This is a genomic window from Pseudomonas sp. zbq_18, assembly GCF_043102245.1.
In the GTDB taxonomy this organism is placed as follows: domain Bacteria; phylum Pseudomonadota; class Gammaproteobacteria; order Pseudomonadales; family Pseudomonadaceae; genus Aquipseudomonas.
The window spans coordinates 317,191-341,329 of the sequence record NZ_JBICIT010000008.1 but is presented as its reverse complement, the minus strand read 5'-3'; the positions used below and the strand labels follow the sequence as shown (position 1 = coordinate 341,329).

27 protein-coding genes are annotated in these 24,139 nt (G+C 62.9%); 8 read left to right on the top strand and 19 right to left on the bottom strand.

Features of this window, described 5'->3' with window-relative positions; all coding sequences use genetic code 11:
• Positions 1-4: 4 nt before the first annotated feature.
• From ACF8C6_RS07115 to ccmA, 10 genes are read right to left on the bottom strand one after another with little or no spacing between them, the layout of a single operon-like run.
• A complete protein-coding gene (locus ACF8C6_RS07115) occupies positions 5-319 on the bottom strand; it encodes a hypothetical protein (protein ID WP_392498624.1) in 315 nt (104 codons plus the stop codon).
• Positions 319-1,533 carry a c-type cytochrome biogenesis protein CcmI gene (gene ccmI / locus ACF8C6_RS07110; protein WP_392498623.1) on the bottom strand — a complete coding sequence of 405 codons (1,215 nt, stop codon included), beginning with the start codon at positions 1,531-1,533 and terminating at the stop codon, positions 319-321. Before ccmI ends, ACF8C6_RS07115 begins: the two co-directional genes overlap by 1 nt.
• Positions 1,533-2,015, bottom strand: coding sequence for a cytochrome c-type biogenesis protein (locus tag ACF8C6_RS07105; RefSeq protein WP_392498622.1), 483 nt, complete (start codon positions 2,013-2,015; stop codon positions 1,533-1,535). The genes ccmI and ACF8C6_RS07105 overlap by 1 nt, the downstream gene beginning before the upstream one ends.
• Positions 2,012-2,545: a DsbE family thiol:disulfide interchange protein gene (locus ACF8C6_RS07100; protein ID WP_392498621.1), complete on the bottom strand. Its 534-nt coding sequence runs from the start codon at positions 2,543-2,545 to the stop codon at positions 2,012-2,014. Before ACF8C6_RS07100 ends, ACF8C6_RS07105 begins: the two co-directional genes overlap by 4 nt.
• On the bottom strand, positions 2,542-4,515 hold the full coding sequence (locus tag ACF8C6_RS07095) for a heme lyase CcmF/NrfE family subunit (RefSeq protein ID WP_392498695.1): 1,974 nt from the start codon (positions 4,513-4,515) through the stop codon (positions 2,542-2,544). Before ACF8C6_RS07095 ends, ACF8C6_RS07100 begins: the two co-directional genes overlap by 4 nt.
• 11 nt (positions 4,516-4,526) lie before the next feature.
• Complete coding sequence (gene ccmE, locus ACF8C6_RS07090) at positions 4,527-4,982, bottom strand: cytochrome c maturation protein CcmE (RefSeq protein WP_392498620.1); 456 nt, start codon at positions 4,980-4,982, stop codon at positions 4,527-4,529.
• Positions 4,979-5,155, bottom strand: a complete 177-nt coding sequence (gene ccmD / locus ACF8C6_RS07085; RefSeq protein ID WP_277690919.1) for a heme exporter protein CcmD — start codon at positions 5,153-5,155, stop codon at positions 4,979-4,981. The genes ccmE and ccmD overlap by 4 nt, the downstream gene beginning before the upstream one ends.
• Positions 5,152-5,910, bottom strand: coding sequence for a heme ABC transporter permease (locus tag ACF8C6_RS07080; RefSeq protein ID WP_277690920.1), 759 nt, complete (start codon positions 5,908-5,910; stop codon positions 5,152-5,154). Before ACF8C6_RS07080 ends, ccmD begins: the two co-directional genes overlap by 4 nt.
• A gap of 13 nt (positions 5,911-5,923) precedes the next feature.
• A complete protein-coding gene (gene ccmB, locus ACF8C6_RS07075; RefSeq protein WP_277690922.1) occupies positions 5,924-6,595 on the bottom strand; it encodes a heme exporter protein CcmB in 672 nt (223 codons plus the stop codon).
• Positions 6,592-7,227 (bottom strand): cytochrome c biogenesis heme-transporting ATPase CcmA, encoded by a 636-nt coding sequence (gene ccmA, locus ACF8C6_RS07070; RefSeq protein ID WP_392498619.1) that lies wholly within the window; start codon positions 7,225-7,227, stop codon positions 6,592-6,594. The genes ccmB and ccmA overlap by 4 nt, the downstream gene beginning before the upstream one ends.
• A gap of 166 nt (positions 7,228-7,393) precedes the next feature.
• Between ccmA and ACF8C6_RS07065 the strand changes: the two genes are divergently transcribed.
• Positions 7,394-8,941 carry a flagellar hook-length control protein FliK gene (locus ACF8C6_RS07065; RefSeq protein ID WP_392498618.1) on the top strand — a complete coding sequence of 516 codons (1,548 nt, stop codon included), beginning with the start codon at positions 7,394-7,396 and terminating at the stop codon, positions 8,939-8,941.
• Positions 8,938-9,276 (top strand): EscU/YscU/HrcU family type III secretion system export apparatus switch protein, encoded by a 339-nt coding sequence (locus ACF8C6_RS07060; protein ID WP_392498617.1) that lies wholly within the window; start codon positions 8,938-8,940, stop codon positions 9,274-9,276. The genes ACF8C6_RS07065 and ACF8C6_RS07060 overlap by 4 nt, the downstream gene beginning before the upstream one ends.
• Here ACF8C6_RS07060 and ACF8C6_RS07055 read toward each other — a convergent pair.
• The 7 genes from ACF8C6_RS07055 to ACF8C6_RS07025 form a co-directional block, all read right to left on the bottom strand.
• Positions 9,221-9,697: a rhodanese-like domain-containing protein gene (locus ACF8C6_RS07055; protein ID WP_277690926.1), complete on the bottom strand. Its 477-nt coding sequence runs from the start codon at positions 9,695-9,697 to the stop codon at positions 9,221-9,223. The two genes, ACF8C6_RS07060 and ACF8C6_RS07055, sit on opposite strands and share 56 nt — an antisense overlap.
• A 129-nt stretch (positions 9,698-9,826) precedes the next feature.
• Positions 9,827-10,600, bottom strand: a complete 774-nt coding sequence (locus tag ACF8C6_RS07050) for a dienelactone hydrolase family protein (RefSeq protein WP_392498616.1) — start codon at positions 10,598-10,600, stop codon at positions 9,827-9,829.
• Between the two features lie 96 nt (positions 10,601-10,696).
• Entirely contained in the window at positions 10,697-11,419 is a 723-nt protein-coding gene (locus ACF8C6_RS07045) for a dienelactone hydrolase family protein (RefSeq protein ID WP_392498615.1), read from the bottom strand.
• A gap of 58 nt (positions 11,420-11,477) precedes the next feature.
• Positions 11,478-11,957, bottom strand: coding sequence for a hypothetical protein (locus ACF8C6_RS07040; protein WP_392498614.1), 480 nt, complete (start codon positions 11,955-11,957; stop codon positions 11,478-11,480).
• Between the two features lie 32 nt (positions 11,958-11,989).
• Complete coding sequence (locus ACF8C6_RS07035; RefSeq protein WP_392498613.1) at positions 11,990-12,988, bottom strand: two-component system response regulator; 999 nt, start codon at positions 12,986-12,988, stop codon at positions 11,990-11,992.
• Positions 12,985-16,650, bottom strand: coding sequence for a PAS domain S-box protein (locus tag ACF8C6_RS07030; protein ID WP_392498612.1), 3,666 nt, complete (start codon positions 16,648-16,650; stop codon positions 12,985-12,987). Before ACF8C6_RS07030 ends, ACF8C6_RS07035 begins: the two co-directional genes overlap by 4 nt.
• A gap of 190 nt (positions 16,651-16,840) precedes the next feature.
• Positions 16,841-17,347, bottom strand: a complete 507-nt coding sequence (locus ACF8C6_RS07025; protein ID WP_392498611.1) for a DUF1993 family protein — start codon at positions 17,345-17,347, stop codon at positions 16,841-16,843.
• Between the two features lie 75 nt (positions 17,348-17,422).
• Here ACF8C6_RS07025 and ACF8C6_RS07020 point away from each other — a divergent pair, with 75 nt between their 5' ends.
• A complete protein-coding gene (locus ACF8C6_RS07020) occupies positions 17,423-17,770 on the top strand; it encodes an MmcQ/YjbR family DNA-binding protein (protein WP_392498610.1) in 348 nt (115 codons plus the stop codon).
• Positions 17,771-17,781: 11 nt separating this feature from the next.
• On the opposite strand, the gene ACF8C6_RS07015 is transcribed toward ACF8C6_RS07020, so the two are convergent.
• Together ACF8C6_RS07015 and ACF8C6_RS07010 are read right to left on the bottom strand one after the other, a co-directional pair.
• On the bottom strand, positions 17,782-18,489 hold the full coding sequence (locus ACF8C6_RS07015) for a DUF1294 domain-containing protein (RefSeq protein ID WP_392498609.1): 708 nt from the start codon (positions 18,487-18,489) through the stop codon (positions 17,782-17,784).
• A 1-nt stretch (position 18,490) separates the two neighbouring features.
• Positions 18,491-19,321 carry an undecaprenyl-diphosphate phosphatase gene (locus tag ACF8C6_RS07010; protein ID WP_392498608.1) on the bottom strand — a complete coding sequence of 277 codons (831 nt, stop codon included), beginning with the start codon at positions 19,319-19,321 and terminating at the stop codon, positions 18,491-18,493.
• A gap of 196 nt (positions 19,322-19,517) precedes the next feature.
• Here ACF8C6_RS07010 and ACF8C6_RS07005 point away from each other — a divergent pair, with 196 nt between their 5' ends.
• The 5 genes from ACF8C6_RS07005 (at position 19,518) to ACF8C6_RS06985 (ending at position 24,062) form a co-directional block, all read left to right on the top strand.
• On the top strand, positions 19,518-21,149 hold the full coding sequence (locus ACF8C6_RS07005) for a methyl-accepting chemotaxis protein (protein WP_392498607.1): 1,632 nt from the start codon (positions 19,518-19,520) through the stop codon (positions 21,147-21,149).
• 7 nt (positions 21,150-21,156) lie between these two features.
• Positions 21,157-21,771, top strand: coding sequence for a hypothetical protein (locus ACF8C6_RS07000; RefSeq protein WP_392498606.1), 615 nt, complete (start codon positions 21,157-21,159; stop codon positions 21,769-21,771).
• Positions 21,772-22,066: 295 nt separating this feature from the next.
• Positions 22,067-22,489 carry a hypothetical protein gene (locus ACF8C6_RS06995; RefSeq protein ID WP_392498605.1) on the top strand — a complete coding sequence of 141 codons (423 nt, stop codon included), beginning with the start codon at positions 22,067-22,069 and terminating at the stop codon, positions 22,487-22,489.
• Position 22,490: 1 nt separating this feature from the next.
• A complete protein-coding gene (locus ACF8C6_RS06990) occupies positions 22,491-23,069 on the top strand; it encodes an adhesin (protein ID WP_392498604.1) in 579 nt (192 codons plus the stop codon).
• A gap of 30 nt (positions 23,070-23,099) precedes the next feature.
• A complete protein-coding gene (locus tag ACF8C6_RS06985) occupies positions 23,100-24,062 on the top strand; it encodes a hypothetical protein (protein ID WP_392498603.1) in 963 nt (320 codons plus the stop codon).
• Positions 24,063-24,139 lie beyond the last annotated feature (77 nt).

Here is a 24,139-nt window from a genome sequence, read left to right as displayed (position 1 = left end):
CCGATCAGTCGCTGAAGCGGCGTCCAAGCCCCGCCGGCACACCGCTGCTGTCGGTCGGCTGCCAGGGTCCCTGTGGGCTGCTGGCCCAGCTCCAGCCACGATTCCAGCGGTAGTAGACGCGCTCGCGGTAATAGACCTTACTGCTGCCCTGCAGCACATACACCCCCAGGCTCGGGTCCCAGTAGGCATTGCCGCCGGGCGGCGGCGCATAGCGCGGGTGGCTCTGCTGGCGCACCGGCTCGCCCCGATCCGGCAGCTGCGGTTGCAGCGAGCAGCCCGCCAGCGCCAGCAGCCCCAACAGCGGCAGCGCGGCGCGCATCACTGTGCCTGTTCCGGGCTATCGATCAGCAACTGCTGGGCTTCCTTCGTGCTGCTGGAAATCGCCTGACCGCGGCCGATCCACTCGCCCTCTGTAGCCACACCGCTGCGCGAGATACGCGCCGCCAGTTGCACCTGCGGGAAGCTGGACAGCTTCATCTGCTCCATCATCGCGTCCTGGTCACTCAGCTCCACCGTCGCCGGCAGATCGGCCACCGTCAGGCGCTTGACCGCCAGCGGCATGGGCGGGCCAGACGCGGCGCGAGCGAAAACGAACACGCTGTCGCCAGGCTCTACCTTGGCCTTGACCTCAGGAGCCAGGTCGACCGTGACCTTGATCGCCGCCATCGACTTGTTCACCACCTCGGGCTGCGTCGCCGGCTCGGGCATTGCCGCTTGTGCCGGCTGGCCCGCCTGTTCACGCGCACGATCAATGCCAACCTGGATGGATTCTCGCGCCGGGTCATCTGCCGGCATCTGCGCCAGCAGGCGTTGCCAGTAGTCCACGGCGTCACTGAAACGCTCGTCTTCGAAGGCGGCAATGCCCAGCAGTCCCAGGCTGGTGGTTTCCGCCGGATCCGCCTTCAGGGCTTCATCGGTCAGCGCCTGCATCTGCGCGTTCCACTGCTTGCCGTTGGCGAAGTACAGCGCCTGGGCCCACTGCCCGAGCAGCTCGGGCGCGCGATCCGCCAGACGTGCGGCTTGCTCATAAGCCTTGGAGGCCTCGGCGGGCCGGCCATTGCCCATCTGCATGCGCCCGAGGAAATACCAGGCCTCGGCGGAGTCCGGGTTTTGCGCCACGGCCTGCTGCAGGCGGACGGTCATCTGTTCCATGCTCGGCTGCTGGCCAAGGGAGGCAATTTGCTGACTGGCGCCCCAGTGCCAGTACAGGCCGAAAGCCAGGCCCGGCACAGCCAGGGCGACCAGCAGCGGCAGCGCCTTGCCCAGCCGACGTGAACGGCTCGGGCCACTGCCCTCGGTATCGGCCAGCAGCTCACGACCAGCTTCCGCCTGGCCAGCCTCGAACTGTTCGGCGGTCAGGGTACCAGCGTCACGCTGCGCGGTGAGTTCTGCCAAACGCTCCTGGTACAGGGCCACGTTCAGCGCGGTGCGGTCTTCTTCGGCCTGGGCGCGGCGGCCACGGAGCACGGGAATCAGCAGAAAAGCCGTGCCGACCAGCAGCAACAGGCCGACGGCGAGCCAGAATTCGATCATCAGTCTTGGGTATCCCGGTCTTGTTTCAACAGAGCGTCCAGGCGCTCACGTTCGGCACGGCTCAACGCCGCCTGCTCGGGGGCCGCTTCGACCTTGCGCCGACGCAGCACCAACACACAGAGCACCACGGCACCCACGCCCAGCAAGCCGAAGGGCCCGTACCAGAGCAGCCAGGTACGGCTGTCCAGCGGTGGTTTGTACATCACGAAATCGCCGTAGCGCATGACCAGGAAATCGACGATCTCCTTGTCACTGCGCCCCTCGTCCAGCATGCGATAGATCTCGCGGCGCAGGTCGGTGGCGATGGGCGCATCGGAGTCAGCAATATTCTGGTTCTGGCACTTGGGGCAGCGCAGTTCTTCGGTGAGGCTACGGAAACGCTCGCGCTCCACTTCGTCCTTGAACTCATAGGTGTCGATGGCGGCACGGGCCACGCCGATCAGGCTCAGGCCTAGCAGACAGGCAAGCAGCAGGCGCTTCACTGTTTTTCCTCCAGCAGCGCCTGGTAACGCGGCGCCAGCTCCTGACGCCAGACGCGCTCGTCGATGGCCCCCACATACTTGTGGCGGATGATGCCCTGGGCATCGATCAGGAAGGTCTCCGGCGCGCCGTACACACCCAGGTCCAGGCCCAGGCTGCCCTGGGCATCGATCAGGGTGCGCTGGTACGGGTCGAGGTAATCCTTCAGCCACTGGCGTGCAGCCTCGGCATCGTCCTTGTAGTTGATGCCGTAGATGGTCACGCCGGCCTTGGCCAGGCTGTTGAGCATCTGGTGCTCGGCCTTGCAGGTCGGGCACCAGGTGGCCCACACATTGATCAGCGCAGGGCCTTTGAAGTCAGCCTGGGTAATCAGCGCCTGTGGCGCCTCCAGGTCCGGCAGGCTGAAGCTCGGCAGCGGCTTGTCGATCAGCGCCGAAGGCAACTCCTGCGGGTCGAGGAACAGGCCCTTGTAGAGAAAGGCCGCCATGCCGAGGAACAGCGCCAGGGGCACCAGCAGAATCAGTCGTTTCATGCCGCAGCTTCCTTGAGACCGAGAACATCCCGTACGCGGGTACGCACCTTGACCCGGTAACGCGGGTCGAAGGCCGCCAGCAGGCCGCCCAGCCCCATCATCAGGGCGCCCAGCCAGATCCAGCGCACGTAGGGTTTGATATGCACACGCACGGCCCAGGCGCCATTTTCCAGCGGCTCACCGAGTGCTACGTAGAGGTCGCGGGTGAAGCCGGCGTCGATGCCGGCCTCGGTCATCGGCATCTGCTGCACGGTGTAGAGGCGCTTCTCCGGGTGCAGCACGGCAACTTCCTCGCCGTCCTCCAGCACGCGCACGGTGCCTTTGTCCGAGGTGAAGTTGGGGCCCTCGAAGTGCTTGGCGCCTTCGAAGACGAAGACATAGCCACCGAGTTCGAGGGATTCCCCCGGCGCCAGGCGCAGGTCACGCTCGGCACTGCTGTGACTGACCAGCACGACGCCGATGGCGCAGACAGCGATACCGAGGTGCGCCATCTGCATCCCCCAATAGCTGCTGGACAGGCTGCGGACACCCTTGATCAGGCCCTTGTGACGGCACTTGTCGAGCAGGTCGCGCACACCGGCAAGCAACACCCAGAAGGCCAGCAGGAACACCGCCAGTACGCTCCAGTGGAAATCGCCGAACACCCAGCTGGCGACAAAGCCCAATACCACGGCGCCAATCAACACCGGCGTGAGCATGCCACGCAGCCACTTGACCGGAGTGTCCTTCCAGCGCACCAGCACACCGACCGCCAGCACCAGCATCAGCAGCCCCATCAGCGGCACGAACAGGGCGTTGAAGTACGGCGGACCGACCGACAGCTTGGCGCCGGTCAAGGCATCCAGCACCAGCGGGTAGAGCGTGCCGAGCAGGATCATCGAAGCCGCCACCACCAGCACCAGGTTGTTGGCCAGCAGGAAGGTTTCCCGCGACCACAGGGCGAAGCCTATCTGGCTCTTGACCACGGGCGCGCGCACGGCAAACAGTGCCAGTGAACTGCCGACCACGATCAGCAGGAAGATCAGGATGAAGACACCGCGCTCCGGATCGTTGGCGAAGGCATGTACCGAGGTGAGTACACCGGAGCGAACCAGGAAGGTGCCGAGCAGGCTGAGGGAGAACGCGGCGATGGCCAGCAGTACGGTCCAGCTCTTGAACACGCCACGCTTCTCGGTCACGGCCAGCGAGTGGATCAGCGCGGTGCCGACCAGCCAGGGCATGAACGAGGCATTTTCCACCGGGTCCCAGAACCACCAGCCGCCCCAGCCAAGCTCGTAGTAGGCCCACCAGGAGCCCAGGGCGATGCCGACACCGAGAAAGGCCCAGGCGACGATGGTCCAGGGGCGCGACCAGCGCGCCCAGGCCGCATCAAGCTTGCCGCCGAGCAGCGCGGCGATGGCGAAGGCGAAGGCCACGGAGAAGCCGACATAGCCCATGTACAGCATCGGCGGGTGAACGATCAGTCCGAAGTCCTGCAGCAGCGGATTGAGGTCACGGCCATCAGCCGGGGTATCGACCAGCAGGCGCTCGAAGGGGTTGCTGGTGACGATCATGAACAGCAGGAAACCGATGCTGATCATGCCCATCACCGCCAGCACTCGAGCCAGCATCACCTCTGGCAGCTGGCGCGAGAAGATCGCCACGGCAAAGGTCCAGCCGGCCAGAATCAGGGCCCACAGCAACAACGAACCCTCGTGCGCGCCCCACACGGCACTGAACTTGTAGTACCAGGGCAAGGCGCTGTTGGAGTTGTTGGCCACGTAGGCCACGGAAAAGTCATCCACCATGAAGGCCCAGGTCAGGCAGGCGAAGGAGAACGCCAGCATGGCGAACTGGCCCCAGGCCGCCGGCTGGGCCAAGCCCATCCACTGGCGATCGCCGAGCCAGGCGCCGATCAAGGGCACGGTCGCCAGGACGATGGCCAGGCACAGGGCCAGGATCAGGGCCACATGCCCCAGCTCCGGAATCATCAGCGCGGCATTCATTGTTTAGCCTCGTCTGCGGCCGGCAGCTTGCCGCTCTCTTTAAGCGCCTTGGTTACTTCCGGCGGCATGTAGTTCTCGTCGTGCTTGGCCAGTACCTCATCGGCGATCAACACGCCCTCGGCATTCAGCTTGCCCAGGGCGACGATGCCCTGCTCCTCGCGGAACAGGTCTGGCAGGATGCCGCGGTAGCGGATGGTCACGTTCTTGGCGAAATCGGTGACCACGAATTCGACGTCCAGCGAATCGGCAGAGCGTTTCACCGAGCCTTTGGCGACCATGCCACCAGCACGGATGCGGGTATCTTGCGGCGCCTCGCCATTGGCGATCTGGGTCGGCGTGTAAAACAGATTGATGTTTTCCTGCAGCGCCGACAGGGCCAGGCCTACGGCCGCGGAGACACCCACCAGAATGGCCAGGACGATATACAAACGTTTCTTGCGGACCGCGTTCACTGTTGTTTCTCCCGGCGCAAACGGCGCGCCTCGTCTTGCAGATAACGCCGGCGCGCCAGGATCGGCAGCGCGACATTCAGGGCCAGAACAGCCAGGCTAATGCCGTAGGCCGACCACACATAGGGGCCGTGGTGCCCCATGGCCAGGAACTCGCCGAAGGTTTCGAAACTCATGCTCTACCCTCCACCAGGCGTGCCACTTCAGCGCGTACCCAGCTGCTGCGGGCCTCGCGCTTGAGCACTTCGGTACGCATGCGATAGAGCAGCACGGCGCCCAGGAAGCAGTAGAAGCCGAGCACACAGATCAGCAGTGGCAGCCACATCTCCATGCTCATGGTGGCCTTGCCGGTGACCTTGAAGGTGGCTGGCTGGTGCAGGGTGTTCCACCACTCCACGGACTTCTGAATGATCGGGATGTTCACCGCACCGACCAACGCCAGCACCGCGCAAGCCTTGGCCGCGCTGTCACGGTTACTGATGGCGTTACCCAGGGCGATGATGCCGAAATAGAGGAACAGCAAGATCAGCATCGAGGTCAGCCGCGCGTCCCATACCCAGTAAGTGCCCCAGGTCGGTTTGCCCCAGATCGCGCCGGTGACAAGGGCGATAAAGCACAGCCAGGCGCCGATGGGGGCGGCCTGCTGCAATGCAACGTCAGCCAGCTTCATCTTCCAGACCAGGCCAACCAGACCAGCCACCGCCATCAGCAGGTAGCAGGCCTGGGCGAGGAAGGCTGCCGGCACGTGGATATAGATGATCCGGTAGCTGTTGCCCTGGTACTTTTCCGGTGGCGCGAAGGCCAGGCCCCAGACGATACCGACAGCCAGCAACACAACAGCCGCCGCGGCCAGCCAGGGCAGCCAGCGACCACTGCGCTCGTAGAACCACTTGGGCGAACCCCATTGGTGAAACCAGGTCCATCTCATCACGGTGACTCTTTAGTTATTCGCCGACGCTGATTTTCAGGCCGGCGCCGATGGCAAAGGGTGTCAGGGTGACCGCCAGGGCGGTCAGGCTGGCCAGCCACAACAGGTGACCGGCCGCCGGCAATCCTTGCAGAGCCGCCTGCAGCGCCCCGGTGCCGAGAATCAGCACCGGGATGTACAGCGGCAAAATCAGCAGCGCCAGTAGCAAGCCACCGCGCTTGAGACCGACCGTCAGCGCCGCACCGACCGCGCCGAGCAGGCTGAGGATCGGCGTGCCCAGCAGCAGCGAGAGCAGCAGCACCGGCAGGCAACGCCCCGGCAGACCGAGCATCAGCGCCAGCAGTGGCGACAGCAGCACCAGTGCCAGACCGGAGAAAAGCCAGTGTGCCAGCACCTTGGCCAGCACCAGAAGAGGCAAAGGGTGCGACGAAAGGACCCACTGCTCCAGCGAGCCATCCTCGAAATCACTGCGAAAAAGCCCGTCCAGCGAGAGCAGCACGGCCAATAGCGCCGCCACCCAGATCAGGCCGGGGGACAAGGTCTGTAACAGATTGGTCTCCGGCCCGACCGCCAGTGGAAACAGGGCGATGACGATGGCAAAGAACACCAGCGGGTTGGCCAGCTCCGCCGGACGACGGCACAGCAGGCGGGACTCGCGGGCCAGGAGGAGAAGGAAAACGCTGTTCATGCTGCGCGTTGCCCCAGGTCCAGCACACGGTAGCCCGAGGGGGTCTGCTGCAGCGTGTGGTGAGTGGTCAGCACGACCAGGCCGCCCTGCTCGCAATGTGCCGCCAGTTGTGCTTCCAGCTGCGCGACACCCTGCTTGTCCAGGGCGGTGAAGGGTTCATCGAGAATCCATAGCGGCGGTGCGTCCAGATACAGCCGAGCCAGGGCCACGCGGCGCTGCTGCCCGGCAGACAGGGTGTGACAGGGCACATCCTCGAAACCACGCAATCCGACGGCGGCCAACGCTTGCCAGATCGCCTCGCGATGCGCCGGCTGGTGCAATGCGCAGAGCCAGGCCAGGTTCTCCTCGGCAGTCAGCAGGCCCTTGATGCCCGCTGCGTGACCGATCCACAGCAGGCTACGGCCCAATTCGCCCTGTTGCTTTGCCAGCGGCTTGCCGTTGAGCAGCACCTCGCCAGTGGTCGGCTGCATGAGCCCGGCCAGCAGGCGCAGCAAACTGGTCTTGCCGCTGCCATTGGGGCCGGCCACCTGCAACAAAGTGCCGCCGGCAAGGTCCAGATCCAGGCCTTCGAACAACAGGCGCCAATCCCGCTCACAGGCGAGGGCTACGGCTTGGAGGCGTGGATTGATCACGGCATGGTGTCCCGGAGGGGTTCAAGTCGGCAGGTGGGTGGCCGCTATACTGAAAACCTGCCTACGATGAGGCAAGTTGACCGCTTAGCCAGCCCGAACGGGGCGGCATTATACATGGCAGCCTTGCCCCTCCGAAGCCGGCTTTTCAACAGGGTGTAACCCGCACATGGCAGAAATCAGCAGCTCTCGTCCGCTCCCTGCGGCCACGCCAGCCACGCGGCCGGCTCAGGCCAATGCGGCTGATCTGGCGGTCAAGCTGCTGCAACCGCTCGAGGGCCTGCTCAGCGCCGGGCAGAGCGCCCAGGCCGAAGTGCTGGAAGCCAAGGCCGTGGCACAGAGCTTTCAGCTGCTGCTCAAGCTCACTCTGGAAAGCGGTAAGCAGGCCACACTGGAAGCCAGCAGCCCTCGCCCGCTGGCACAAGGCAGTACCCTGGCCGTGACCGCGCTGTCGGAAACCCGCCTGGCCCTTGCCCTGCAGGGCGGCGACAATCGCCTGCTCAGTAGCCTGGATCTGAAGCAGCTGCCCGTTGGCACGCTGATCCAAGGCAAGGTCGAAGCCCGCGAGCAGCTAGCCCAATTGCGTGGACAGCAGGCGCTCTATCGCGCAGTGGTCAATCTGCTCAACACGCCCCTGGCCGGCAGCAAACTCAACATCGAAACAACTCTGCCCTTGCCCGTTGGCAGCCTGCTTACGGCTCAGGTACAGGGCAATCAGGCCCTCAACTTCCTGCCCCTGAGCGGGCGCCTCGATCAACTGGTACTCGGCCAGCAGCTGGCTGCCCAGCAGAGCCGGCAGGCCTCCCTCGAAGGCCTGTTCAAGGGTTTGCAGGGCATGGCAGGCCAGGCGAGCCTGCCCGATGAGCTACGCACCAGCATCGACAAGCTGCTCGGCCTGCTGCCCGATGGCAAGCAGCTGAGCACAGCTGACGGGTTGACCAAGGCACTGCAGCAGAGCGGCGCATTTCTCGAAGCCAAGCTGCTGGGCGGGCAGACCCAGCAGTTGCCACAGGACCTCAAGGCCAACCTGCTGCGCCTGATCAATCAACTGCTTCCCCATCTGCCGGGCTTAACCCCGCAGAGCGCCGCCGGCGCTGGCGGCGCTCTGGCCCAGGCCTTGCCCACCTTCGTGCGCACAGCGCTCGGCGCGCTCGGTCAGCCCAGCCAACGCCAGCAGGCCATGAGCTTTCCCCTGCCCTCGCGCCTGCTGCAGGCCATGGATCAGGAGGCAGACCTGGAAACGCTACTCAAGCTCGCCGCCGCGGCCGTCTCGCGTCTGCAGACCCATCAGCTGGCAAGCCTGGCGCAGACCCAGGTAACCCCCGAAGGCAACCTGCTAACCACCTGGCAGCTGGAAGTGCCGATGCGCAACCAGCAGGACGTGGTGCCGCTGCAGATCAAGCTACAGCGCGAAGAATCCGAGACTCAAAGCCGCAAGGAGCAGAAGGAAACCCTGTGGCGCATCGAACTGGCATTCGACCTCGACCCACTGGGCCCGCTGCAGGTGCAGGCGCAACTGCTGCGCGGCAGCCTGTCCAGCCAGTTGTGGGCAGAACGCGCGGAAACCGCGCGCCTGGTCGACGCTGAACTGGACAACCTGCGCCAACGGCTGCTGGCCGCAGGCCTGGAGGTGGGCGAACTGAGCTGTAGCCAGGGCATGCCGCCACAAGGACCGAAAACCCACCTGGAACAACGCTGGGTGGATGAAACCGCATGAAAAAGCCACCCCGCCAGGCCATTGCGCTGTCCTACGACGGTAGCAACGCGCCCAATCTGACCGCCAAAGGGGACGACGAGCTGGCCGAAGCCATCCTCGCCATCGCTCGCGAATATGAAGTGCCGATCTACGAAAATGCCGAACTGGTGCGCCTGCTGGCTCGCCTGGAGCTGGGTGACGCCATCCCCGAGCCGCTGTATCGCACCATCGCCGAGATCATCGCCTTCGCCTGGTATCTCAAGGGCAAGCGCCCCGCAGGTGGCGACGAGGAGCGCGACATCACTCCAGGCCGGGGCTCGTCAGGCCCGCAGCTGTTGGCTGCGCCCCCAGAATAAAGGCGTACATCTCGCCCTCTTGCCCTTTGCCCTGCGGGAAATCCAGCAGCTGCCAGGCAAAGTAGCCGGTGCGGAAGTAATACACCTGCTGGTAGCCCCAGCTCACTGCGCGCCGTGCGGCCTCTGCGCTGTCCGGGCAGACCTCGCTGTCGCAGTACAACACCATGGGCATGCTGCGCGGCCAACTGGCTTCGGCCAGGTCGGAGAAACGTCCATCCAGCGCCATGTGCAAGGCGCCATGCACATGCCCCCAACCCCACTCGCGCGGTGCCCGCACATCGATGAACAGTACGCCATGCTCATACAGCTGGCGCGCCTGCAGTGCATTCACCGTCACCGCACCGTCCACCTGCAAAGGCGCCTCGCGCGCCTCGGCAACGGGTAACAGGACACACAACAGCAGCAAGAGTCCGACTCGCATGGCGAACCTCCCAGGGGACACGCTCCGTGCTCATGCTTTGAGCATAGGCAGCCCATCCACCTGGGTTAGGAACCAATAGGGCCTGATTGGGACCAGTTAATAACCGCAGCGATTAAGGCGCGTGGCCAGTCAGCGCGCAAAGACTTCGTCGAACAGGTCATTCATGGCCTTGAACGCCCGCGCAGCGACGACCGGATGGTACTCATTGCGCCCCGGCACGTTGGCCAGCGGGTTGGTGAAGGAGTGCACTGCCCCGCCATAGCTGACCAGTTGCCAGTCAACCTTGGCTGCCTTCATCTCGGCAATGAAACCATCGACCTGCTCCTGCGGCACGGCTGGGTCATCCGCGCCGTGCAACACCAGCACCGGCGCCTTGATCTGCCTGGCGTCGCCCGGATTGGGGGTATCCAGGTTGCCATGGAAGGAGACGAAGCCCTTGAGAGGTGCGCCGTCACGGGCCAGTTCGAGAATCGCACCGCCACCGAAGCAGAAGCCGATCGCCCCCAACTGCGCCACATCCACGCCGGGCTGGCGTCTGAGCACGTCCAGCGCGGCCTGGGTGCGTTTGCGCATCAGCGGCCGGTCGCTGCGCAGCGCGGTGGCGGCAGCCTTCGCCTCATCCGGGTTGCTCGGGCGGATGGCCTTGCCATACAGGTCCGCCATGAACACTACGTACTTGTCGCTGGCCGCTCGCGCCGCCTTTTTGGCCGAAGGCTCATTCACCCCCATCCAGTTCGGCACCATCAGCAGTCCGGGGCGAGGTTCGCTGACCGCATCGTCATAGATCAACACGCCCTCATAAGGCTCGCCATCGATCTCATAAGGTACCGCCTTGGTGACGATCGCCGCCTGAGCGAGACCGCTCAGGCTGGCGAGAGCTAAGACCAGGATTGTTTTGCTCATGCTCGGGCTCCGTTGGTATGGCTGGAGCCGACAAGACTAGTCGCAGAACAAAAGCGATGCGCAGTCACGCAGGCCATAACTGGCCTGACCGGCTTCTCAGGCAAAAACCTCATCGAGTAGGTCATACATCGCCGCGAAGGCACGACGCGACACCTTGGCGTCGTACTGCATCTTGCCCGGGACATTGGCCTGCGGATCGGTGAAGGAGTGCGCCGCACCGCCATAGCTGGTCAGTTGCCAGTCAACGCCAGCGGCACTCATTTCCGCAACGAAACCTGCCAGTTGCTCGCGCGGCACCAGCGGGTCTTCGGCGCCATCCAGTACCAGCACCGCGCCCTGGATGTTCTGTGCATCCGCCGGGTTGGCCGTATCCAGCGTGCCGTGAAAAGAAATCGCCGCCTTCAGCGGCGCACCGTCGCGCGCCAGCTCCAGGGCGCAGTGGCCACCGAAGCAGAAGCCGAAGATCGCCAGACGATTGGGATCCAGCGGCACACCGGGCTGGGCCTTGAGTGTCGCCAGCGAGGCCTGCAGGCGCTGGCGCAGGGCCGGCTTACCCTTCACCGACATCATCGCCGCGCCCGCCTCGTCATGATTCTGCGGGCGTACGCTCGCCCCATAAAGATCGACAACGAACACCACATAGCCACGCTGAGCCACCCGCTGCGCAATCTCGATCGCCCCGGCCGACACGCCCATCCAGTTCGGCGCCAGCAGCAAACCAGGGCGCGGATGCGCATGGGCGTCGTCGTACAGCAGCTGCCCCTCGAATGGCTCGCCGCCGACCTCATAACGCACGGCACGATTGATGATCTGGCTCATATATACCCCCTGTTTTCAGCTAAGGCGGGCATTGCCCGCAGTGAACGGACAAGACTAGTCAGTCTTGAGAATGCTTCGCCTCTTCGTCGGCCAAGCCCTGGATATAGGCGGCAAAGCCCGGGTCCTCGCCGCGCAACAACAGTGGCAAACGCTCGCGAAAGTCCTCGCGGCGGCTCCAGTCGCGCATGTAGTCCTCCCAGGAGTGCCAGCGGCGGCGCTGTTTGTCGCTCATATCTTCTGCATAGGCCAGCAGGTAGGCGCGCTCGAACAGCGAGATGAGCATGTCGAAGATGACCCACATGCGCTCGCGCTGCTCGTCGCTCAGGTCAGGCGTGGCATTGTGGCTGCGCAGGCGCAGATCGGGGTTGGCCAGCACCACTTCGAGAAAGTCGATATAGGCATCGGAAATCTGCTGCCAGATCGCCTCTTCCTCATTCTCGCGCTCCTTGCGCTGCTCGAAGAGGAACACGCCGATAGCAAACGGCAGTGCCACGACGGTGACGATATAGGACAGCAGCTCCCAGGTTTCGTGATTCATACGGGCTCCACAATGCAGGCCCGCATTGTGCCCTACTCCGTCTCTGCCCAGCGCTCCTTGATTTGGAGAATGGCCGGCATCTGGCCGAGAAACAGCTCTACCAGCTCCGGATCAAAGTGCCGGCCGCTCTCGCGGCGCAACAAGGCCACCGCCTCCTCCACCGGCCAGGCCGGTTTGTAGGGGCGCACGCTGGTGAGCGCGTCGAACACATCGGCGATGGCCACGATACGCCCGGCCAAGGGTATCTCCTCACCCTTGAGACCATTGGGGTAGCCGCTGCCGTCCCACTTCTCGTGATGGGTCAGCGCAATACTGCGGGCCATCTGCAGCAGGCCGGAGTCATGTTCACCGATGATCTCGGCACCGATCTGGGCGTGCTGACGCATCACCGCCCACTCCTGGTCATCCAGTTTGCCGTTCTTCTGCAGGATGGCATCGGGGATACCAATCTTGCCCACGTCGTGCATCGGTGCAGCGTTGAGCAGATCATCCGCTTCGTGCTCGCTGTAGCCCGCTGCCAGAGCCAGGACATGGGTGTAATGGCTCATGCGGATCACGTGCAGACCGGTCTCGTTGTCCTTGTATTCCGAGGCCAGGCCCAGGCGCTGGACGATCTGCAGGCGGGTCTCGCGCAACTCATCAGCACGCACCAGCGACAGATGGGTACGTACCCGGGCACGGACGATGGGCGGGCTGACCGGCTTGGCGATGTAGTCCACGGCCCCGAGGGCAAAGCCCTGGGCTTCGTCCTCCACATCCGCCAGGGCGGTGACGAAAATCACCGGAATACCCTTGGTGGCCGGCAGAGCCTTAAGCCGGGAGCACACCTCATGACCGGTCATGCCTGGCATCATCACATCCAGCAGGATCAGCGCCGGACGCTCCTGGGCCGCCAGCTCCAGCGCCTTCTCACCGTCCTTGGCGAACAACAGACGGTAATCATCCTGCAGGATCTGCCGCAGCACCTGCAGATTGGTCGGTTCATCGTCGACCAACAACAGTTTTGGGCGGGCATCAGCGGGTTTGATCATGGACTGTTCTCTCCAGAGTCGAGCAGTTGGGCCAGCAGAGCATCCGCTCGTTCGAAATCGAAGTCATTGAGAGCGCCTTCCAGACGCTCGGCCTGCTGCGCCGGCAGTGCAGCCAGCAGACGCTGCAGGGCTTGCTCGGCCAATTCGCCATGCTGCAGCGCCGCCCGGCTCAACCCAATCAGTTCGACCCGCTCGGCCTTGGTCAACGCAGCAGCAGGCGGCTCCGCTGCAGACGTTGCCTCCGGCAGTTCACCGGGCAGCGCCGCAAGCTGGGTAGCAAAGGCACGCAGCAACTCATCCACCGAGGCGGGAATGGCGCCCTTGAGCGCATGCTCCAGCTGTCCGGCCAAACGGCTGGCCCGCAACAGCGCCAGGTTGCCGGCAGCCCCGCGCATACGGTGCACCAACTCGATGGCCTCAGCGCGCTGGTTATTGCGCAGCAGGCGCTCGACCTCCGCACAGCTGTCGGCATGCTCAGCCAGGAAACGCCGAATGGCGGCGGCCATGACCTGTTCGCTGCCCCACAGCTGAATGCCGCGCGGCCAGTCGATCACCTGGTCTTCGGCCAATTCGTCGGCAGCAGCAGGCGGTGTGGCAGCCTCCGGGGCCAGGCCGATCAGTCGTGCCATTTCGGCCAGCAGCTTGTCCATCTCCAGCGGTTTGGACGCGAAACCATCCATGCCAGCCTCGCGAGCGGCGCGGCGATCCTGCTCCAGCACACTGGCGGTCAGGGCGATGATCGGTGTCGGCTGCAGACCATGGGCCTGCTCATGACGACGAATGCGCCGGGTCGCTTCGAGACCGTCCATGCGCGGCATCTGCACATCCATCAGCAACACATCGAAACGCCCGCCGACAAACGCAGCCAGCGCCTGCTCGCCATCGCTCGCCGTGGTCACCCGATGCCCCATGGCGCCCAGCGTAAGACTGAGCAGTTCGATGTTCTGCGCCACATCGTCGGCGGCCAGGATATTCAGCGCCGGCAGTTGCCGCGCCATCGCTCGGCGTTCGCCATGCGCCACAACGCCAGCCGGCAACGGCAGCTGGACGAGGAACAGGCTGCCCGCCCCCAGGCGACTTTCGACCTGGATGCTGCCGCCCATCAGCTCGGTCAGCTGGCGTGCGATGGTGGTCCCCAGGCCGGTGCCGCCAAAGCGCCGACTCATCGAGGCGTCGGCCTGGGCGAAGGGATCGAAGATATGCTGCAGGCGATCTTGGGCGATACCGATACCGCTGTCGCGCACGGCCAACTGCACCTTGCCCGGCTCGCCACTGACCTCCAGACGCACCCAACCGCTTTCGGTGAACTTCACCGCGTTGCCGACCAGGTTGGTCAGCACCTGCTGGATACGCAGCGGGTCGCCCTTGAAGAAGTCGCCCAGGCCCTCCTGATAGTCCAGGCTCAGGCTCAAGCCCTTGCCTTCGGCGCTCAGGCGCAGCGCATCACAGACCTGCCCGCACAGCTCGCGCAGGGAGAAGTCCATCTGTTCCAGCTCCACCGCACCGCGCTCCAGCTTGGCGGTGTCGAGAATGTCGTTGAGCAGGCCGAGCAGCGAGCGTGCCGCCTGGCGCACAGTGCCGAGGTGGCGACGCTGCTGCTCGTTGAGCGCGCTGTCGAGCAACAGCTCGGTAAAGCCGATGATGGCGTTCATCGGCGTGCGGATTTCATGGCTCATGTTGGCCAGGAAGGTGGTTTTCGCGGCCGCCGCCAGCTCCGCACGCTCCTTGGCGATACGCAACGCCTCCTCCATCTCACGCCGCTGGCTGAGGTCGGTGGCGAACTTGATCACCTTGAACGGCTTGCCATCGGCATCGAAAATCGGGTTGTAGCTGGCCTGAATCCAGACTTCGCGGCCGCCTTTGGCGATGCGCAGGTATTCACCGCTGTCCAGCTCACCGCGAGCCAGGCGCGCCCAGAACTCTTCATAGGCGCCGCTTTCGACCCAGCTCTGCTCGCAGAAGATGCGGTGATGCTGACCCAGGATCTCTTCTTCCTCGTAGCCCATCAGTTCAAGGAAGTTGTAGTTGGCACTGAGCACCCGTCCCTGCAGATCGAACTCGATCACCGACAGCGCGCGGCTGATAGCCTTGGCCGTCCCCTCGAATTCGGCATTGCGCAGCTTGCTTTCAGTGATGTCCAGCAACACGCCGTCGATCCATTTGGGCTCACCATCATCGCCCAGCACCGCGCTGCCGCTCTCCCAGACCCAATGCTCCTCGCCCTGGCGATCGTAGATACGGTACTCGACCGTGTAATGGCGACCACGGGAAATATCTTCCAGCACCTCCTCGGCCACGCGCTGGTAGTCCTCGGGGTGATAAAGCTCGCTGATCGACTTGCGCCGGCTAACAAAGTCATCCGCGCTCCAGCCGGTCAGTTTCTCCACCGCATCGCTAATGAACAGCATGCTCCAGTTGTCATCCAGCAGGCAGCGGAAGGCCACGCCGGGAATGTTGCCGATCAGCGAACGGTACTGCTGCTCGCTCTCGCGCAGCGCCTTCTCCATGGCCTTGCGCTCGCTGATGTCGCTGATGAAGCCGACAAACAGGGTGCGATCCGGCAATTTGGCGCGGCCGATGGCCAAGCGGATCGGCAACTCGCTCCCGTCCTTGCGCAACAGCTCGACTTCGCGACTGCCGCCGATGATTTCCGACTTACCGGCATTGAGCAGCTGCGGCAGGTAGTTGGCGTTACCCTGACGGTAACTCTCGGGAATCACGGTATCGATGTGCCGGCCGATCAACTCATCCTTGCTCCAGCCATAGAGCTTGGCTGCCGCGGCATTCATGCCTTCGATAACGCCCACGTCGTCGATGGTCACCACGCCATCGACGGCGGTTTCCAGAATGGCGCGCAAGCGTGCCTCGTTGGCCTGCACCTGGCGCAGCAGATGGCGATAACGCAGCAGACCATTGATACCCGCCACAAAAATGGTCAGCGAGACCGTGATGAGCGCCACGGCCAGCGCCAGAAACAGGCTGGAATCGTCCTGCGCGGCACTCAGATCAGGCGTACCGACAAAGCGTGCGGCGGCCATTCCGGTGTAATGCATGCCACTGATGGCCAGGCCCATGACCACACCGCTGGCGATGATCGCCTTGCCTGAGGACAGCCGCCCACGCAGACCGAAGCGCACCCACAGCGCCAGAATCGCCAGGCCCACCGCCACCAGGATCGACAGGGCAAAAATCCAGGGGTCGTAACGCAACAGCGGTTCCATGCGCATGGCCGCCATGCCGCTGTAGTGCATGGCCCCGATCCCCGCCCCCACCAGCACACCACTGCCGATCAGCTGCCATGCCGTGATCTGGTGGCGCGACAGCAAGTGAAGCGCGACCCAGGAAGCTCCCAGACTCGGCAGCAGCGATAGCAGGGTCAGCCCAGGCGCGTAATGCACCGGCGCGCACAGTTCGAAGGCCAGCATGCCGATGAAGTGCATGGCCCACACCCCGCCGCCCAGGGCCAGAGAGCCTGTCAGCAATGCCGTATGACGGTGCAGTGGGTTGCGACTGAGTCGCGCCATACCTGCCACTTGCAGCGCCATGCCCGAAGTGAACATGGCAATCGCCAGCGACAGGATCACCAACCACGGATCATAGGTGCCGAACAACAGCAAACTGGGATCGGCATCGAGAAGAAACAGGCTGAACAGATAGGACATGCGACGGCGACTACTGGACGACGACTGATGGTTGAGCAGGCAGAAGGGTATCGGCACCGCAGTGCCGGCGCTTGAGCTGCCATTAAATAGCCATCAGGCAACCAGCGCCAGCACCAATACCCCTAACGGTCGCAATCAAACAGGTACAGGTTAGCTCTGTCGTAGAGCCACAGCATTCGTGCAGTTTTGGTTACTTGCCGCCCATGTAGTCCATCTTGCCGATGGCCAAGCCGTTGTGACGCAGAATGGCGTAGGCGGTGGTGACATGGAAATAGAAGTTGGGCAGCACGAAATGCACGACATAGTCCGGCGCCGTGAAGTTGAATTCGGCATTGGGAAATTTCAGCGAGATCTCGCGCCCCTCACCCCCCTCAATCTGCTCCGCGGTCACGCTCCTGACGAAGTCCAGGGTTTTGCCGATACGGGCCTGAAGCTCGGCGAAGCTGCTCTCGCTATCAGCGAAGCTGGGGGGCTCAATACCCGCAAGGCGGGCGACACACCCCTTGGCCAGGTCACTGGCAATCTGCACCTGGCGGGTCAGCGGATGCATGTCCGGCGCCAGCCGCGCATTGAGCAGCACACTGGGATCAATCTTGCGCTCCACGCAGTAGGCCTCGGCCTTGGCAAGGATGGCCGAGAGGTTGCCGAACATGCGCACGAATGACGGCACACAGGCCTGATACAGGGAAAGCGACATGGCAAAAGCTCCTTGCAGGGAGGTGACGGGACTCTGCTAGGTTAGCCGCATTACCGACAAAGGAAGGGAGACCAGATGACCGAAGAGCAGATCGCCGCCTTCTGCCTGCAACTGCCAGGCGCACGCGAAGACTACAAATGGGGCGGAGTCCGGGTGTTCTCGGTCGCCGGCAACAAGATGTTCGCCCTGCTCAACGCGGGCGTGTCGTTCAAAGTCGGACCGGAGCTATTTCTCGGCATGGTCGACCGCCCCGGCATTCGCCCTGCCCCTTACCTGGCACGTGCCTACTGGGTCAGCATGGCCGTGCCCTGCCCCATGGGCGACGATGAACTGCGCACGCTGCTACGCCAGGCTCACCAACTGGTGGTCGGCAAGCTGCCGAAAATTCGCCAGGTCGGCCTACGCCTGGACAGTGAAATCTAGAAGCAGGCCCCTTACAGCGGTAGCCACTGCCCGAGATAGCGCCCACCGAGCAACAGATGGTCAATCCAGAAGGCCTGGTGCAACGCCACGATGGCCCAGAACACCAGCTGAAAGGAAACCTTGCGCGTCTTGTGGCGAAACACCTGCTGCGCAATCAGCGCACCGGGCCAGCCGCCAATCAGCTCGGCGACATGCAGACTGTTCTCCGGCGTACGCCAGCGCCCCTTCTGCGCGGACTGCTTGTCCAGCCAGTACTGGCAGAAACTGAACAGACTGACCAGCGGATAGACCAGCACCATCCAGAGCACGCCCTGGCTGAACAGACTCAGGCTGCCCCATAGCGGCAGCACGCACAACCCAGCCAGGATCAACAGCTTCAATGGCAGATCGCGAATACCCGGCGTATCGGCGCGCCTGGGCTGGCGCGTCGGCTGCGCTACTTTCGGCTGGTCAGTTTTGGACGCTTTAGCCGCGGGACGCGGTTTACGCCGGATTGCCGGTCGATCCAGGCTGAGTCCGGCATGACGCATATGCTGCGCGCGCGGCCGGCCCTGAGCATCACTGCCGGCAATGTAGAGCACTTCTTCGCCGGCCTGCGGACGCTTGTCGCCACGTACCGCGGAAATATGCACGAACAGCTGCTCACCACCACCCTCGGGTTGGATGAAGCCGAAACCCTTGTCGTCGTTCCAGCTCTTGAGAATGCCACGCTTTTCCATATCAGCCCTGGGCGCTGCTCCAGTCGATCCAGTGGAACTGCCAGGTGGCCAGAATCAGCAGGCCGAATACGATGCGGTACCAGGCGAATACCGCGTAGCTGTGGTTGGCGATGAACTTGAGCAGGCCGCGCACGGCAATCATGGCGAAGATGAAGGAGACCACGAAGCCCAGAGCGAAGATCGGCAGGTCGCCGGGCTGGAACAGCTCACGGTACTTGTAGCCGGAGTACACCGCCGCGCCGACCATGGTCGGCATGGCCAGGAAGAAGGAAAACTCGGTGGCGGCGCGGCGCGAGAGGCCGAACAACAGGCCGCCGATGATGGTCGAGGCCGAGCGCGAGGTGCCGGGAATCATCGCCAGGCACTGGGCGAAGCCAATCTTCAGCGCCTCCTTCCAGCTCATGTCGTCCACTTCCTCGACATGAATTTCGTGCTGGCGCCGCTCGGCCCAGAGCATTACCACTCCGCCGATGACCAGAGCTGCAGCCACGGTAATGGGGTTGAACAGGTACTCATGGATCAGGTCGGCAAAAGCGACCCCGATCACCACGGCCGGCAGGAAGGCAATCAGCAGGTTGACGGTAAAGCGCTGTGCCTGGGGCTGATGCGGCACGTTGAAGACCGTTTCGAGAATTTTGCGCCGATACTCCCACATCACCGCCAGGATGGCCCCCAGCTGGATGATGATGTTGAAGGCCATGGCCCGTTCGCCGCCAAAATAGATCAGGTCGGCTACCACAATCTGGTGGCCGGTACTGGAAATGGGAAGAAACTCCGTCAACCCTTCAACAATGCCGAGGATTATGGCCTTCAAAGCAATCATTACATCCATGCGCTACCTCGGACTGAGCTTTTCGTGAGAACTGCCGATAAGGATTCTTAAGGCCTGCAGCAGCAGGCAACAAATACTCGAAATGCTACCAGAAAGCCCGGCCTAGGCGCTCTGCGCCCAAAGCTTGATTGAACTGATACTAAACTGCCACTTAACTGTACCGACCGCTCTCAGATAACAAGAAGTTGGAGTCGCCATGAACAGCCTGCGCAACCTGCCGATCAGCCGTCGGCTCTGGATCATCCTGCTCTCTGCAATTGTCATGCTATTGGCGTTGACCGGGTTGATGCTGAAGCAGAGCCTCGACGAGCTATACCAAGCCAAAGCGCTCAAAACCCGCCATGTGGTGGAGAGTGCCATGGGCGTACTGAGGTACTTCCATGCCCAGGAAAGTTCCGGCCTGAGTCGTGAAGATGCACAAAAACAGGCCATGGAAGTCATCCGCGGCCTGCGCTATGAGCAAAACGACTACTACTGGATCAACGACATGACCCCGGCCATGGTCATGCACCCGACCAACCCCAAACTGGAAGGCCAGAACCTCTCCAGCCTAAAGGATCCGGATGGCAAGTTTCTGTTCAACGAGATGGTGGAAGTCGCCAAGAAACAGGGCTCCGGGCAGGTCGACTACCGCTGGCCCAAGCCAGGCTCCGAGGAGCCTGTGCCGAAAATCTCCTACGTCGAGCTGTTCCAACCCTGGGGCTGGATTCTCGGATCAGGCATCTATGTCGATGACGTACAGGCCGAGTTCCGTGAACAGGTACTGCGCACCCTTGGCATCGTCGTCATCGTGATCGGTCTACTGGCTGCGCTGGTTATCCTGATCACTCGCAGCATTTCCCGCCCACTCGATGAAGCCGTCAGCGCCATGGCCAATATCGCCAGCGGCGAAGCCGATCTGACCCGCAGTCTGGATCACAGTGGCCGCGACGAACTCACCGCCCTGGGCGGCCACTTCAACGCCTTTACCAACAAGCTGCGCGGCGTGATCGGCCAGTCGCTGGAGGCCGCCGGCTCGCTCGACCAGGCCTCGCAATCGCTGGGCGTAATCGCCAGCAATGCGCAACAGCACAGCCAGCAGCAATCCCAACAAATGGAACTGGTAGCCACCGCCATCAACGAAGTCTCCTACGCCGTGCAGGATGTGGCGAAGAATGCCGAGCACGCCGCCAGCGAGGTGCGCGAGGCCGAGCAACGCGCGCTGCAAGGCCAGGAAAGCATCGACAGCAGCCTGCGCCAGATCGACCAGCTTTCCGACACCATCGGCCAGGCCGTCGAGGTCATCCAGAGCCTGGCTCAGGAAAGCACCCAGATCGGCAGTGTGCTGGAGGTTATCCGCTCGATTGCCGAGCAAACCAACCTTCTTGCCCTCAACGCAGCTATCGAGGCGGCTCGCGCCGGCGAACAGGGCCGCGGCTTTGCCGTGGTGGCCGACGAAGTACGCCTGCTGGCTCAGCGCACACAGCAATCGACTGCCGAAATCCAGACCATGATCGAGCGCCTGCAAGGCAACTCGGAGGCCGCGGTCAAGGTGATCAACGCCAGCAGCCATGCTACCCAGCAGACCGTCGAACAGGCACGCCAGGCCGGCGAGAACCTCAGCCAGATTGCCGCCGCCCTGCGCAATATCACCGGGCTCAATGCTTCCATCGCCAGTGCCACACTGCAACAATCGCACGTCGTTGAGGACATCAACCACAACGTGACTCAGGCCGCCTCGCTGGCCCATGAAAATGCCCTGGCAGCGGATCAATCCAGCGAGGCCAGCCACAACCTGGGCCAACTGGCCAGCCGACTGAGCGGACTGTTGAACCAGTTCCGCGTGTGAGGTGTGGATGAACGACATGCAGCACCAGGAGGTCAACCTCGGCCAGCAGCAGAACCAGGACCTGATCTGGGATCTGGACAGTATTGCCCGCCGCGAACTGGCCGAGCGCTTCATCAAGCTGTTCGAAAACCGCCTGTGCGTGTATTCCGAATCCACCCGCCAGCTCTACACCAACTACGACCTGCACTTTCCCAGTGACTACGGACGCAAGATGGTGGTGCTGCCCAACCCCTATGCCTTCCACGACACCCTGCACGGCATTGAAAGCCTGGCCGTGCGCAAGACCGGCCTCTGTGTACTGCCCGGTGTCGTGCTGGGCAAGCCAGGCCTGCTGCTGACCACTCAAATGAAGGAAGGCGGCCCCGCGCCCAAGACCATGCCGTTCAAGCAGGCCCTGGCGCAGATCATCAGCAACCAGAAAAAGATCGGCGATGTATTTCTGCCGATCCTGATGAAAGGCGATCTGCGCGAGTTCGACCAGAAAATGCCCTATATCCACCTGCATCGCCTGCAAGTGCAAAAGCTCACGCGCCTGTCGTCCTTCGAGCGCGACGACATACAGCAGACCATCACCCGCAAGCTGTTGATGCTCTACCGCCAGGCGGACAGCCTGGACTGTTAGGGCTGTTCAGCCCCGTCCTGATCGAGTGTGTAACCCTGGCTTTACAGCTCCCGCGCCATCAGGCTGAGTGGGTGTGTAGTGTTTCATCGTCTTTACACTGGGCTGCGCCTGGCAAACCTTTGCCCTAGAGGCTTGCGCCACAACGGGGGCCGCAAAAATGTTTCGTCGATGAAACACAAAGCCTCTGCCCAGCCGCCAGAAAAATCACGTAAGGCATTGATCTATAAGACAATACCTTAAATGGCACAAAGACTGCCTTGATCGATTGGCCAGAAACTCGTTCAAGGATACGGCGATGAAACCCCTGTTCTTTGTCTGCCAGGGCTTGGTCTTCTCACTGATTTTCCAGGCTATTCCGTCCTTCGCCGGTGACGGCGACGTGATCCTCACCCGCACCGTGCAGCCCCGCGTGGCAACCAGGGCACCCCTCGTCCCAGACCCGAACCCGGTCAAGGTCAATGTCTCTCCTGCCCGTCAGATAGAACGGCAGACGGGTGAGCTCAGCGATGCCGATTTCGCCAACGTCAGCGGTAGTCTCGGCGCTCAGAATCGCATGCTCAACCTCGACAACTCCGGGGTCCTGAGCAACAGCCAACTGCGGCATTCCGGCACATCGGCCGGGCATGGCTCCGGCACCTCCAGCAGCGGTCTGGGCGGACAAATCAACCGCACCGTACAACAAGGGCTAAGCCCACTGCAGAACCTGGGAGGCCGCTGAAATGCGCCCTTTCATCGCGCTCGTGCTAGGCCTGAGCGGGGTCATAGGCACTTCTACCAGCCTTGCGGAAAACACTGCGCATATCGGCAGCAGCGGGCAGGATTATCGGGGCAACCTGATGGTCAATCAGGCCGCGGGAAACTGGCAGCAGCAGGCCAATAGCCGGGCAATCGCCATAGGTCATGGCAGCCAGACCAGCCTCGCCATCCAGCAGGATATCGAAGCCCTTCCGGCCAGCGCCGCTGGCAATGTCAAAGCCGAGATAAAAGGTGCCGCCTTCAGCAGGGGCAGCGGCATCCTTGGCATCAACCAGGGTGCCGGTATCGGCAACCAGCAAATCAATGCGTTGCGCCTGCAGCAGGGCGTAGCAGCACACAGCCTCGACGATGACGAGCTGGCTCAAAGCGCGTCCTTGTCCCCCCTCTCCGGCGCAGCCGAATCACTGGCAGGGTCACGCCTGGTCGTTACTGACGACCAGGCGTTCTCCGGTAGTCGTGGTGTGGTCCAGCTGAACCAGAGCGCCGGCGTTGGCAATCAATCGGCCAACAGCTTCGGCATCAGGGTAGTGGAAGCACCCTGAATCAACTGACCATGTACAGCAGGAGACATCATGAAAACGCCCAAGATTCTCAGCCCACTCGCAGTGGTGATTGCAGCAGCGCTGGCCAGCAGTGGCGCCTATGCCTTCAACTTCGGTTCTGACGCCGACGCTTCGATCACCGACAGCCAAGACGTCAACTACAACACCGTCAACAACCAGATGACGGTCAACAATGCCAAGGTGAAGGACGGCTCGATCACCGACGTTAGTGGTAATGCCGGTGTCAACGTGGTGGCCGGCGACAACAACCAGCAGGCCAACGCAGCAGCACTGGCCAGCGCCGACGCCTCGTTCGTATTCGGCTCGAATGCCAATGCGACCATCGATGTCAACCAGAACGGTAACAACAACCTTCTCAACAATGTCAGCGTGCCGAACACCGCCAGTCTGAACGGCTCGCTCTACAACACCTCAGGCAATATCGGGGTCAACATCGCGGCGGGCAATTACAACCAGCAGAAAAACGACATGGCAGCAGCCGTGGCCGGTGGTAGCGCCAGCGCCAGCGCCGGCGTCAGCCAGACCCTGAGCGGTAATACCACCAACAACGCAGCGCAGATTGCGCTGGGTGAGGTCGCGAAGAAGGTCAATGTCGAACTGAGCGGGACCTATGAGGGCAACTCGGCTCAGAGCAATGATGTTTATCCAGAAGTCTGGAGCGGTGGTGATCATCCTGGCGGCGACCAACAAATCGGACACATCGACTTCGATAACGAAGGCTCTCAGCCCGGTCGCTTTGAGTTCGCTGAACAAGGCGACCTCACCCTGTCCGGCAGCGTGACCTCGATCAACACCGTGATTACGGAGATCGTCCCGGTCACCAACAACGCCACCTTGTCCAATGCGCTGTACTCGGTGTCCGGCAATGTCGGCGTCAACATCGCCGCCGGTGGCGGCAACCAGCAGGCCAATGCGCTGTCCATCGCGGCAGCATGCAATGTCTGCGGCAGTACGACTCCAGGCTTGGAATAAGACCTGAGCAGTGCAGAGGCGCCTCGTCAGGAGGCGCCTCCCTGCAGCAGGAAGGACCCATGCGCAGAATATTTGCC